Source organism: Bradyrhizobium cytisi, assembly GCF_008123515.1.
In the GTDB taxonomy this organism is placed as follows: Bacteria; Pseudomonadota; Alphaproteobacteria; order Rhizobiales; family Xanthobacteraceae; genus Bradyrhizobium; species Bradyrhizobium cytisi.
Genome location: NZ_VSSR01000009.1, coordinates 17,721 through 30,306 on the forward strand (window position 1 = coordinate 17,721; position 12,586 = coordinate 30,306).

The 12,586-nt window shown below is 55.9% G+C and carries 11 protein-coding genes; 10 read left to right on the top strand and 1 reads right to left on the bottom strand.

What is annotated here, in order from left to right; genetic code table 11:
• Positions 1-24: 24 nt before the first annotated feature.
• The 10 genes from FXB38_RS05055 (at position 25) to FXB38_RS05100 (ending at position 11,159) form a co-directional block, all read left to right on the top strand.
• Positions 25-1,377 carry an acyltransferase family protein gene (locus FXB38_RS05055; protein ID WP_148749674.1) on the top strand — a complete coding sequence of 451 codons (1,353 nt, stop codon included), beginning with the start codon at positions 25-27 and terminating at the stop codon, positions 1,375-1,377.
• A gap of 87 nt (positions 1,378-1,464) precedes the next feature.
• A complete protein-coding gene (locus FXB38_RS05060; RefSeq protein ID WP_148749675.1) occupies positions 1,465-2,802 on the top strand; it encodes a glycoside hydrolase family 16 protein in 1,338 nt (445 codons plus the stop codon).
• 118 nt (positions 2,803-2,920) lie between these two features.
• Positions 2,921-4,081 carry a glycosyltransferase gene (locus FXB38_RS05065; RefSeq protein WP_148749676.1) on the top strand — a complete coding sequence of 387 codons (1,161 nt, stop codon included), beginning with the start codon at positions 2,921-2,923 and terminating at the stop codon, positions 4,079-4,081.
• Between the two features lie 15 nt (positions 4,082-4,096).
• Entirely contained in the window at positions 4,097-4,807 is a 711-nt protein-coding gene (locus FXB38_RS05070) for a class I SAM-dependent methyltransferase (protein WP_148749677.1), read from the top strand.
• A 26-nt stretch (positions 4,808-4,833) separates the two neighbouring features.
• Entirely contained in the window at positions 4,834-6,249 is a 1,416-nt protein-coding gene (locus FXB38_RS05075) for a hypothetical protein (protein WP_148749678.1), read from the top strand.
• On the top strand, positions 6,246-7,688 hold the full coding sequence (locus FXB38_RS05080) for an MOP flippase family protein (protein ID WP_148749679.1): 1,443 nt from the start codon (positions 6,246-6,248) through the stop codon (positions 7,686-7,688). The genes FXB38_RS05075 and FXB38_RS05080 overlap by 4 nt, the downstream gene beginning before the upstream one ends.
• A 47-nt stretch (positions 7,689-7,735) precedes the next feature.
• Positions 7,736-8,581: a glycosyltransferase gene (locus tag FXB38_RS05085; protein WP_148749680.1), complete on the top strand. Its 846-nt coding sequence runs from the start codon at positions 7,736-7,738 to the stop codon at positions 8,579-8,581.
• Positions 8,582-8,743: 162 nt separating this feature from the next.
• Complete coding sequence (locus tag FXB38_RS05090) at positions 8,744-9,769, top strand: acyltransferase family protein (protein ID WP_246229674.1); 1,026 nt, start codon at positions 8,744-8,746, stop codon at positions 9,767-9,769.
• Entirely contained in the window at positions 9,687-10,715 is a 1,029-nt protein-coding gene (locus tag FXB38_RS05095; protein ID WP_148749682.1) for an SGNH hydrolase domain-containing protein, read from the top strand. The genes FXB38_RS05090 and FXB38_RS05095 overlap by 83 nt, the downstream gene beginning before the upstream one ends.
• Before the next feature lie 198 nt (positions 10,716-10,913).
• The gene (locus FXB38_RS05100) at positions 10,914-11,159 is read left to right on the top strand and encodes a hypothetical protein (RefSeq protein WP_148749683.1); all 246 of its coding nucleotides are present in this window, start codon (positions 10,914-10,916) and stop codon (positions 11,157-11,159) included.
• 71 nt (positions 11,160-11,230) lie between these two features.
• Here FXB38_RS05100 and FXB38_RS05105 read toward each other — a convergent pair whose 3' ends face one another.
• Complete coding sequence (locus tag FXB38_RS05105) at positions 11,231-12,577, bottom strand: glycoside hydrolase family 16 protein (protein ID WP_148749684.1); 1,347 nt, start codon at positions 12,575-12,577, stop codon at positions 11,231-11,233.
• Positions 12,578-12,586 lie beyond the last annotated feature (9 nt).

Sequence of the window (12,586 nt, forward strand, 5' to 3'; positions counted from 1 at the left end):
GGATCTGAGCATTTGAACGGGGGGATGAAGCGCAGCCAGCCTGCTGGCGGCGCTTCATTGTCGACGCGAATTGTCGTCGATGCAATGGGGCTGGTGAACTCCTGGCAGAGGATGCCTGCGACCATGCGAACATTCGCCCAGACTTGTGGTTCTGTGGGCACGAGGGATCTCTTGATGCAGCACCGGACCGGCGCAGACGCGAAGATCGGGGTCGTAAATGGCTTCCGCGGCATCGCCATTCTCATGGTGGTTCTCCACCATCTCTTTATCCCCTATGCGGCAAAGGACCCACTACACGCCGGGCAGCTCGACCCGGATGGCATTTTCGCGGCCTTCATTGCAAATGCCTGGCTCGGTGTCCCCCTGTTCTTTGTCCTTTCCGGCTTCGTGCTTTATCTCCCCTACCGCCTTGGTCGTCGCAAGGTGGAGACTCTCGCCGATATCCGGTCGTTCTACCTGCATCGCGCCCAACGGCTCTTGCCCCTCTACTTTATCGTTGTCCTCGTATCGCTGACGCTGCACGCGCAGACCGGCGTCGGTTCCCTCCGCTGGTATCTCGAGGCTGGCGGGCTTCTTTCAACGCTGTTCGTGTTTTCGCCTCACGGTTTCATGCCACCGTCCAACATGGTGCTCTGGTCGGTCAGCGTCGAGATCTGGTTCAGCGTGCTGTTTCCCGTTTTGATCATCGCTATCCGCCGATGGGGCATTGCCGCCGTCGTCGTCGCGATCCTGGCGGCAAGTTCAATATTCAACTTCATCGGTGGCTCTATTCCGGTCGCAAACATCGGCTCCTTCCGCCCGTTCACCAATGGCATCTTCGGAAGCTGCTATCAGTTCGTCTTGGGCATGTTGGTTTGTGATCTCTACGTGCGACAGCTGGAAAATCCAAAACGGCCTGCCGCGAGTCTGGCCTCGCTGCTCGCAGGCCTCGTGCTGGGCAGTCTCGGCCTCTATATCACTCACCACGCGCCTTGGCTCGCGGTGCGAGTCCTGGGCAGCATGATGTTTTCGATCGCCTTTTCTCTTGTTCTGTTCGGCAGCCTGTTCGCCGGCAGCTTGCTCCGCTCGTTTCTGGAAACCTGGCCGCTGCAACTGCTTGGCTGCATGTGCTACAGCATCTACGCTTGGCACGGGATCGTGATGAACGACATGATTCCGCCCGATGCTTCGATGCTGGCGGATACAATGCGGATGCTGGCGCCGTTTACCGTGCTGATGCTTGCGTTAAGCGCGTTGAGCTACCGCTATATCGAGTTTGGGCATAGGCGAGACTGGAAAGCGCTGTTTCTGTTTGACAAAGCCGAGGTTCAACCGCAAGCCGCCTCCGTTGCCCCTGCGCTCGACCAACAAATGGCACACCTCGCAGGGAGGGAATAGGTGACGATGCTTGACCGCCGATACGAGGTGCGCGCCGCCCGCGGATGGCAGCGTCAGCCGCTGTTCGACGCCGCCGGATAGTTTCCGATGCGAGCGACGAGACGGCAGCTGCTAACGGGTGTGGCCAGTGTCGTGTGCCTTTCCGGCGATCTGCGTGCCACGAGCGCATGGGCCGACACGCCAGCCAACGTGGTGCAGGCGTCCGAGTCCGAAATCGCAGTCGCGATCCATGACGCAACGGTCGGAAGCGAAGACAGCGTCGCCAGGATCCCGGTGGCATTGAGCATGCCCACCAACCGCACGATTGCCCTCGAGTATATTGCACGCGACAGAGAGAATGCTCGAGGCGACCGTAGCGAAGCTCATGCAAGCACTTCGCAAGCGATAGCCCGCGGATATCTGATTTTTCAGCCTGGCGAACAGCAAAAGACCATCGTGGTTCCGCTCCCGCGCCCGCTTCAGGCCGGACGATCGCTCGAGGTCGAGCTCTCGGATTATTTCATCTACCCTCAACACGTATACACAAGCCGGATCGGCCGGATAACGGCCGGCGATGGCACGCCCTCGTACCCGACACCCCGTAACGATCTATTTGAGCTCCCGCCGTTGCCGGCCCGAGGCACTGTTGTGTTCTCGGACGACCTTCGCGACCCTGAATTCGCAAGCGATAGCGGATTCCGTTCGGACGGGAGGCCATGCTGGCAAAGCCGGCCGTCACATGGTCGGCGACAGGATGGCAATCGCGAACTGGGCTACTACGCTGATCCGACCCTGAACCCTGAAGCCAAGGTGTGGGGAATCGATCCCTCGACCGGACAGCGCTTCATCCAGGCAGAGTACGTGGAGAACGGACTGTCCGACGGAAAGGGTGACAAGTTGTCACCCGGATGGCAGCCAACTGTCCCGTTCAAATACACGGCCGCGATGATCAACTCCCGAACATTGTTCAACCGCATCACGAGCGGAAGCTATGTCGAATTCGACGTAAGATTTTCGAAGGTCGCGGGAAGCTGGCCGGCACTGTGGCTCAAGCGCGACAACAACCAACCGCCGCTTGAGATCGATATTCTTGAAGCCTTCATCAAATCCGATTCCTATCCAGCGGACGCAGTGACTTCCAGCATCCATTGGCTTGGCGAAAATGGGCACCGGACGTTTGGTGCATCTGTACCCCTCACTCATGTTGAGCCAGGCGCGGACATCTTCTCCAGGTTCAATCGGTTTGGCTGCTTTATTGGCGAAAAGCAGATCGTCTACTACTTCAATGATAAGCCTTTCTGCGCCATGCCAAATCTATTGGGTCCCGGCTCGTGGTATATGTTGGTTGATGTGGCAGTCGGAGGCATAGTTGGCGAACCATCAGACGCCAGCGCCTTTCCGGCACGAATGTCCATCGCAAGCGTGAAGGTTATTCAATATGGGTAAAATCGACCTGGTGAACCACAAATCCAATTGGCGCCACTTCGGGCCGATCACTGAATTTTCCTGCGCAATCCCAGGTGCGGCGCCAGTGGCATCTCTCTCGTCGTGTCGTTGACCACGCATGCCGGCAAGGAAGACGATTCTCATCTACCGAAATGAGCTTTTGCCCATTTCCGAAACCTTCATCAAGGAGCAGATTCTCGCTCTGACTAAGTGGCGAGCTGTGCTGATTGGACAACGAAAGTTGACGCAACTGGCGTTGGAGGATCTAGACGTTCGGATTCTCAATCCGCGAAACTGGAAGAGCAGACTTGCGTGGAAAATTGATAGGTTCTTCGGCACTGTGCCACGTTTCGTCAAGCGGGCTCTAAAGATGGAGCAACCCTCGTTGATCCATGCTCATTTCGGACCTGATGCATTGGATGCGTGGCCGATTGCCAGGACGTTAAACATACCCATGCTCGTGACGTTACATGGCTACGATATAAATACGTATAGAGAGTGGTGGGAAACCGGTAGAGGCGGACCGAAAATGTTATCCTACCCTAGGCGGCTGCTGGAACTATCTGCGCAGCCCCGCGTGGGGTTCATTGCCGTTTCGGAGGCCATACGTCGGCGAGCCATCGAATATGGCATCCCCGCAGAAAAGGTTGTGGTTCACTACATCGGTGTCGACGTCAATGCATACGCACCGGGGCGGACCCCTATCACCCAACGACCGCCGAACGTCGTCTTTGTTGGCAGACTTGTCGAAAAAAAGGGCTGCCAATACCTGGTCGAGGCGATGGCCTCCGTACAGATGGCAATACCGGCCGCTCGATTGATCGTGATCGGTGACGGGCCACTTCGCCCTCATCTCGAGCGGCTCGCCCAGACGTTAGGCACGCGCGTCGAGTTCCGTGGAGCACAGGCCGCCGATTATGTTAAGCGCGAACTTCACGGAGCTCGCCTATTAAGCCTTCCAAGCGTTACGGCCGAAAACGGGGATGCTGAGGGTTTCGGTCTCGTGCTATTGGAGGCTCAGGCATCGGGCGTTCCTGTCGTAACTTCTGCACGCGGCGGTGCTGTTGAGGGAATCCGCGACGGCGTAACTGGGTACGCGTTTCCGGAACGCAATGTCGGAGAACTCGGTGCACGGATAATCACTCTCTTGAACGACGACAATATCTTGGAGCGAATGGCTGAACGCGGCCCCAAGTTCGTTGCTGAGGAATTCAATCTCTCCTATCGCGCGAGACTTCTCGAAGAACTATACGATGCCCACGCTGCTCGGCAGCATTGATCCAGAGGATAGATCGTGACAACCAACTTCCAGAACATCCGAGGCGTAGTCGCCCAACTTCCGGTCATAGGTCCGATTGCCAAATCCCTCTATCGAGCCCTGACCCCTCGTGCAGCGAGCCCGCAATTTTCATCTTCCAGCCAATATTGGGAAGATCGATACAAGCTTGGCGGCAACTCTGGCGCCGGTTCATACGGCCGACTTGCAGAATTCAAAGCCACGGTCATCAATAAGTTTGTTGCAGATAACGACATCAAAACCGTCATCGAGTTCGGCTCAGGAGATGGCGCACAGCTCGAACGCGCCCGCTATCCCTCTTATACGGGGGTCGACGTTTCCGAGCGAGCTGTCCAGCTCTGCCAGGATCGATTCAGAGTCGATCCATCCAAGCAATTTATCATGGCATCAAGTCCCGAGGCTGATGCAATTCGCGCCGAGCTAGCCATGTCGCTTGATGTCATATATCACCTTGTAGAGGATTCCGTATTTGATCATTACATGACGCGCCTTGTTTCGGCGGCTGAAAAGTACCTCTGCATCTATAGCAGCAATACCGCCAGACAATCGTCGGACAAACATGTCCGACATAGAGTCTTTACCGACTGGATTGCGCAAAAAGCACCAACTTGGAAGTTAATCTCCAAAGTCGACAATCCCTTTCCCGAAGATCCAGCAAATCCTAACGAAACTTCGTGGGCGGACTTTTACTTTTTCCAGAAGTCTTAGGACCAACTTTGAAGCGGGGAAGTGGCTTGGACGCCAATGCGATCAGCGACGATCTGATGCAGCCAGCGGATGCGCTGCGCGCAACTGGAACGCGCGTCTCCGTCGTAGGCTCATTTGTTGGAGCCACCTTACCTCTCGACATCGGCTCGTTTGTCCGGGACGGCGTTTGCGTCGACCCACGAAATCATACTCCCATGGAGATGGACGCATACAGCCTCTATCTTGCTCTCAAGGCGCTTGAGCAACTTCATGGAGTGTCCTTTCGAAAAGAGCGAACGCTTCTTGCACGGGCTGTCATGCAACGCATGTTGGATTGCGACGGCTTCTGGAGTCACGGCGCATGGACTGGCTCGCCGCGTGAGGTGCATATGCGCTTTACCGCAGCCGCGATCAGACTGCTGACGGAAGCGCAGGCTGATGACCTCGGTGTTCCAGCGCAGCTGATTCTCGACGGGCTCAAACGGCATTTGGGTTACTCCGAGAAGCTCACGGAAGGAACTTGGTTCCTGCACGACTCCTTGGAAGTTTCGGAAACGCAGGTCGCTCATCCTTATACTGTCTCATCAAACCGCGCTTTTGGCTCATCACCACTCAATTGCCTTGTACTCAATACTCATGCGGATACGCTGCTGACCATTTTGTATGTGCTCACCCGTGCAAAGGATGTTGGAGAACAAGCCCGGCTTTCGCTCATGCCGATGCTTACATCCGGCCTGGCTGCGCTGAAGTTAGTGCTCCAGACGCGAACTGGCATTAGCTGGCGTATTTTTTCGTCGTTCGACTCCACTGTGAGGACCGCCCTCTTTCGAACCTATAAATCCGACTCATCTTTCAATCGCTTGATAAAAAAGTTGATCTTGCGATTGTATTTTCCTCTGCGACACCGTTTGCGGTCACGGCTACCCGCCTTCGCCTTTCCGGACGGATACACTGAACGTGACATCTCGCTTCTTGGCACGGCATTCGAATATCACTTGGTTAATCTGTATGATCTCAGCCGGCTCACTGTCGAATTGAAGCGACACGTCCAGATGCATGATCCGGAACTTATTAGACTATGTGAAACCCTGATCGACCGCGGGCTCGACTACGCCATTCGTGGACAGTATTGGAATTATTTGATCGCTGCTGCAGCCGAAAATACTCGCCCAATCCTTCTGTGCGAGACCATCATCGCTAGGCTCGACTCGCTCGGCGATCTTCCGCCCCCTGATCACTGGATCAAGGCTTACTGTCAGATCAGACGTCTCTTGCCTCCCACACCGGCGCTACTTGGTTATGATCCAGTGGTCGTGCAGTTTTCGAATCAGAAACACGCCGATTCTCGAGGAACAGATATCGTTCTATTACACAGCGGGAAGCGACTGGAGATCGATTACATGGCCGAAACGCTTACGATCGAACCAACAGTCTCAGCTACAGCCAACGAGCCGGGTAAATGAATCTATCCGAACGCATCGCGCACGGGCTATCCTGGACGCTGGCGGCGAGAATATTCACGCAGGGCTTCCAATTTGCGTTTGGTCTAGCGTTGGCCCGCTTATTGACGCCGAGCGACTTTGGCGCGATCGGGATGCTATTTGTAATTACCGGTTTTGCCCTTGCGTTCAGTGATGCCGGTTTGGGCTCGGCGCTGATCTACGATCAGGCGGCTTCCGACGCGCACTTCTCAACGGTATTTTGGCTACAGCTCGCTGCCGGGGCAACTCTTACGGCAGCGTTCTTCTTCACTGCCTCTCTCATTGGCTCATTTTTTGAGATACCTGTCCTTGAGCCGTTATCGCGCTTCATTGCCTTCACGTTTGTGATTCAGGCCCTAGGCCAAACGCATTCGGCGATGCTCTCGAAGCAGCTTCGCTTCAGACAGCTCGCGATCGTGAACATCATTTCAACGATTGCGTCTGGAGCCGTAGCTACTGCCCTTGCGTGGCGCGGCTACGGCGTCTGGGCTCTCGCGTGGCAAGGACTTTTGGCGCCGGCAATCACGACTGCCCTGCTCTGGCTGCAATCCAAGTGGAGGCCTCGTTTCGTGTTCGATTCTCGAGCAGCTGTGGACCTTGGACGATATGGATTGTACCTTCTAGGTCACACCTCAATCAACTACTGGCTTCGTAACGGCGATAAGCTTCTGATTGGCAAACTGGTAGGTGCATACGACCTCGGCATTTATACTCGCGCCTACACGTTGATGTTGCTACCTTTGAACAACATTGGTGCAGTGCTAGGGCAGGTCATGTTTCCGGCACTGTCACAGTTGCAAAATGATCTTCCTCGATTCAAGAGGTCGTATCTCTCCGCACTTCAAGCCATAGCGCTGGTCATGTTTCCTTTGATGATCGGCGTCAGCGCACTCTGCGAACCGCTTGTGATCTTCCTACTTGGACCGCAATGGAAGGAAGTTACGCCAATACTGCAAATATTGAGTCTCGTCGGTCTTGTGCAATCGATCATCTTTCCAGTTGGCTGGGTGTTTACAGCACTCGGAAAGACCAAGGAGCAGTTTCACCTCAGCATAATCCTTGCATTCGTATTTGTGGCAGCCGTCGGCGTTGGTGTCATCTTCGGTATCAAGGGAGTGGCGTATGCGTATGCGATGTGGACTCTTCTCTCCTCCTGGCTCAACCTGCGCCTCGCTGGCAGCTTCATTAACTTGCCCACAGTGGAGGTGCTCAAAGCGGTTGCAAAGATATTGTTGATGTCCGCGGTGATGGGTGCGATCGTTTTTGCGCTTGACCGCGGTCTACTGGAGGGCCTCTCAAATACGACGAGAATTACGTGCGGAGCAGCCATTGGCATTGCAACCTATCTTGGCCTTTGTACGCTGACTAAAGACACGACGTTTGTCCGGCTGAGCCGCTTCGTTTCGACCCGTTTCGCCTAGTCGAAACTCGACAAATGGACCTGAGCCGGATTCCGGAGTAAAGAAGCGTGACCATTTCCGTCTACATTCCGACCCACAATCGCGTTGACCTGCTGGCGTCAGCGGTCAAATCGGTGCTTGGGCAGCAATTTACCGATCTCGAACTGATCGTCGTCGACGATGCTTCGACGGATGGCACGGCCTCGTTCCTGGAGTCGATCACGCGCGACGACAAGAGGGTCCGCAGCTTGCGCAACGACAGCCCTCGCGGTGCGCCGGGAGCGAGAAACCGCGCCATCCTGGAAGCGACGGGGGAGTTCATCACGGGCCTTGACGATGACGACGCTTTCGAACCGCAAAGACTAGGCGCGCTGCACGATTGCTGGAGCTCGTACGCGCGGCACAAACTGCCCGTTTCCTGCCTCTATGCGCAGGATATCATTCTGAGCGGCGGCAAAGAGCTGTTCGTCACGAAAAAGAAAGGAACCGTGGAGGTCGCCGACCTCGTCGAGGCAAACCATATCGGAAACCAGGTGTTTGCCCCGACCGCCGTTTTCCGGGAGGCTGGACTCTTCAACGAGAAGCTGCCGGCCTGGCAGGACTTCGAGTTCTTCCTCAGGATCGTCAAACAATTTGGACCCGCTCGCCTATTGGACATGGCCCTCTATCGCTTTGACGTGACGCCCAGCCGCAACCGCATCTCAACGAAGCAAGACAAGGTGAGAGCGGCATATGACCTGGTGTCAAAACTTCACTTCCATGATAACGCCAAGGCGCGGCAGCAGCTGATGTTGCAGGTATTTTCCTCATTCTATGGGATCAGACCTACGCCGAAGGACTTCGTTCGCTTTGCGGCCTTGGGATTTTGGCCACGCGGTTGGGCAACTTTATCGAAAAGAATGCTCTGGTCCTGAAAAAACCTTCGACCACGGTTGGTTCGATATGCCGAAAAAAGCAAAGAACGGGGTGGCATTCCCGGCAGTTCTCTTGATCATGAAGCAGTCTAGAATTCGGCTCAAGCTGGCCGGATGTGCGGCCGCTGGATCGTTCCCCCAATAAGACGGGCCTTGCCAGACATGCTCAATTCCTCATCGGAGACGGCCTCGAAACAGAACAAGGCCGCTGATTTTCGGCCAGACATTGAGGGCCTCCGAGCCATCGCCGTGTTGTCTGTCATTGGCTTCCACTACGGTGTGCCATGGCTGACAGGCGGGTTTGTTGGGGTCGACATCTTCTTCGTGATCTCCGGCTACCTGATTTCGCAGCTGCTACTGCGAGAACTCAACGGAACCGGAACAATCGACTTTGTCGCGTTCTACGGACGAAGAGCAAGACGCCTGTTGCCCGCCGCGCTGCTCGTGACCGTGGCGACCTTGATTGTTAGCTATTTTGTTCTGTCGCCCCTGGAGCAGAAGGAAATAGCCAAATCGGCTGCGGCTTCATCCGTGTTCGCGACCAATATGTCCTTGCTCTCGCAAGCACTAAACTACTTCGGCCCGGAGAGTTCGTTAAATCCGTTTCTCCACACATGGTCGCTATCGGTGGAAGAACAATTCTATTTTCTGTGGCCGGCGCTTCTATTGGTGTTGTGGCGGACGAAGGGGCGCATCCTGCAGTTCGGACTTGTGTTCATAACATTACTGTCTTTCGTCCTATGCATTTATCTGACGTACACGAAGCAGGCCTGGGCCTTCTATTTGTCACCAGCTCGAGCTTGGGAATTCGGTCTGGGTGCACTTGCCTCACTTTTTCCGTTCCCCAAATGGGCGACATACACCAGATCTGCCGCTGTAAGCGGTTGGATTGCATTGGTTGGGCTGATCTTTTCCTGCTTTTTGCTTGACGAGTTTTCCGCTTTTCCTGGGTATTGTGCCGCAGCTCCGGTAGCCGCGACTGCGGCACGGCAAGAACGGCGCCGGTCCGTATCTATTGCTGAAACAGCGGGTGTTTCAGTTCGCCGGCACCCGATCCTACGCAATGTATCTCTGGCACTGGCCCATTCTAGTGCTTGGCTCAGCGATGTTCGACACAACGGCGGCAACAACTCTCGCCTATTTCATCCTGACGGTGACGTTCTCAGCAGGGAGCTTCGTCTGGCTTGAACATCCGGTAAGGTCGAATTCCTGGCTTGTACAAAGTTCAATCAGATCGGTCGCCGCCGGGTTTGCGCTAACGATAGTTGGACTGGTTGCAGGAGTGGGACTTTTCTTACAAGCCAAGTTGGTCAATCGTCCGGAGCAAATGGCGATACAGGCGAGCACATCTAAATATTCCCTCTCTACCGAAAACGGCTGCCTTGCGGCTTTCACCGTCGCCGACCCGTTACGGTGCGTGTTTGGTCCTTCCAACTACAAGCGCACCATCGTTCTGTTTGGCGACTCGCACGCCGACCAATGGACCACCGCCTTGGCCAGGATAGCCGAACGAAAGCAGTGGAGGCTGATCACGTACCTTAAGTCTTCCTGCTCAGCGTCTGATGTTGCCGTCTATAACATGCGATTGAGGCGTTTTTCGCCGGAGTGTGAGATGTGGCGCCGAAAGTCAATCGAGAAAATCGTTGCTGACCGAGCGGACCTGATCATTGTTTCGCAGTTCTCAAGCGGTTATATCAAGGGCGATCTCACCAATCTTGGGCCCAATGCTGTCGAACTGGAAGCCTGGGAGGCCGGTCTTCATCAGACGCTCCTCAGTCTCCAGGCGGCACATTCGGCTATGCTACTGCTCCGAGATAATCCTACGCCGCATCATCCCGTTGGTATTTGCCTGGCTCGCGCCGAGTGGCGAGGGCTCGCTTTGGACGGATGCGGCAGAGACAAAGAGATCGCCGTGATCAATGCCGTCACCAACTCCGAGCAACGAGTCGCATCGATGTTCGCCAATATCAGGTTCGTAGATCTCACACCGGAGATTTGCACTGGCGATAGATGCCCTGCAATTCGCGATGGAACCGTTATCTATCGGGATGCCAATCATTTGACCGTGGATTCTACACTTCGGCTAGAGGCAATCCTTGCAAGAGAGCTTCAATTAGCTCTTAAGGAGACTTAGACTGGTCATGCCGAGCGCTATCGCCGTTTGAGAGGCAATCGAATTGTGCGAGACGATCGGCTGAACGACATTCTTTGGTCTTACCGATTAGAAATGTCTGTCATGAGGAGATCACGCCGATGCGCAGCACCGCAAGAAGCCTGATCGCGCCGCCGTTGCACACGATCTTCCCCTCGATGCTGAAACGACGCCGCCGAATTGAAGTACTGGCGCGAGCGACATTCCGCGGAAAGCGTCGAACTCGATCATCCGCCAACGCCGGCCGAGCCGATCACCATTACGCGCGATCAGCTCCGCGCATTTGCTCCCGAATTCGAGCCGGTGCACGAAGAATTGTTCGGCACGCCCGAGGACCACAATCTGCACGCCGCCATTCTATCAAAACAGCCCTACGTGCCGAACCAGCCGGGCATCTATGTCGGCAAGATGCGGCGCGCCGGCTGATCACAGACTTTCGCCGTGTCGGCCGACCACTCGCGCTTCAATGAACAGCCCGGGGCTCGGCACGCTCGTGATCAGCGCACCTGGAACGACAGCAGGCGGCACGACAGCGCCTTCTCGGGCTGCACAATGTCGGTGCTGCAGGCCACCGGGCTCGGCAGCATTTGCCTGGCGCCCTTGTCGCCGCTCACCTCTGATATCAGCTTCGCCGTCAAAGTGAAGGATCCGGTACGTGCGACGGCGGGCAGCGAGAGCTCCACGACATTGGCGCCGTCGGATCGCTTCTTCAAAGATGCTGGGTCCAGTTTCGCATTCGCCGTTGCCGCGGCCGTCCCGTTCGCCTGGTCAACAAGAGAGGCCTGAAGCGTCCTGTTCGACGGATATCCCTCGGGCAGCCTGATCGGGATTTCCACGGTGACCGTCTGGGACGCACCCAGAGATGCGGCACCGGCACTGACCGGCTTGCCGGCGACGTTGCCGACCTTCAGGAAGGTCGGCTTCGGCATGTCGTTGATCGTCGTCGAATAACCGAATTGCTTGGGGTCGGGCGTGACTTCGCTCGGCCCGCACTGGCGCGCCCCTTTGTCGGACTCGGTGAACTGGCAGACGCGGACATAGTCAATCTTGAAGGCCTGCGGAAATGCGGCCTCATCGATCCCGTGCCGGCCCGCCCATTCGCTGCCACCGACGGCGAAATTGAGGTCAACGTGCGCGGGTGGCCCGAGCTGGCCATCTTTGCGCAGCCATTGATAGTTGCGGGTGTAGATCAGCTTGCCGTCCCAGAACAACGAGACCTTGTCGGGAGCCCAGAGATAGCCCGCAGTGTGCCAGCCAAGATTGAGATCCTCGCTCGCGTACATATTCTGAAACTTGGTCAGGAAATTCCTGTCGACGTAAGTGTACTGCTTTTCGTTGAACGGACCGATTACGTTGGAATGCAGCGAGTTTGCCTTATCCTCGACCCCGTTGATCACAAATTCGAAAATGTCCGCCTCGGGCGGATGCCAAGTCTTGCCGTCGAGGTCGTAGTCGGCCTCGAGCCAGAACGCCGGAAACACGCCCTTCGCGTTCGGCAGAAACACCCGCGCTTCATAGTAACCATAATAGAAGGTTCGATGGCTTCGGATCATCGCGGACTCGAAGAGGTTCGTTCCCTCCGTCTTTTTGGCCACCAGGCTGAGCACACCGCCGGAGACGACATGATTGTCGCGATAGCGCTGGTTCTCGTCCTTAAAATGGTCCATCGTTTCGTTGTTGTAGATGTAGCGGGTGGCCCATTTCGTCCGATCAAGCTTGTCGCCGTTGAAGTCGTCCGAAAACACGAGCTCCCAACCGGCAGACCATGCCGGCTTTGTGGGCAACACTGCACCAACGAACAGCAGCGCCAGCAGCGCTGACTTACGAATGCCGGGAGTCATCATCCCTGAGAT

Bases quoted from the DNA above. Each gene is read 5' to 3' on its own strand.
- FXB38_RS05055 (WP_148749674.1), top strand. From the start codon at position 25: ATGAAGCGCAGCCAGCCTGCTGGCGGCGCTTCATTGTCGACGCGAATT.
- FXB38_RS05060 (WP_148749675.1), top strand. From the start codon at position 1,465: ATGCGAGCGACGAGACGGCAGCTGCTAACGGGTGTGGCCAGTGTCGTG.
- FXB38_RS05065 (WP_148749676.1), top strand. From the start codon at position 2,921: ATGCCGGCAAGGAAGACGATTCTCATCTACCGAAATGAGCTTTTGCCC.
- FXB38_RS05080 (WP_148749679.1), top strand. From the start codon at position 6,246: ATGAATCTATCCGAACGCATCGCGCACGGGCTATCCTGGACGCTGGCG.
- FXB38_RS05090 (WP_246229674.1), top strand. From the start codon at position 8,744: ATGCTCAATTCCTCATCGGAGACGGCCTCGAAACAGAACAAGGCCGCT.
- FXB38_RS05095 (WP_148749682.1), top strand. From the start codon at position 9,687: ATGTTCGACACAACGGCGGCAACAACTCTCGCCTATTTCATCCTGACG.
- FXB38_RS05105 (WP_148749684.1), bottom strand. From the start codon at position 12,577: ATGATGACTCCCGGCATTCGTAAGTCAGCGCTGCTGGCGCTGCTGTTC.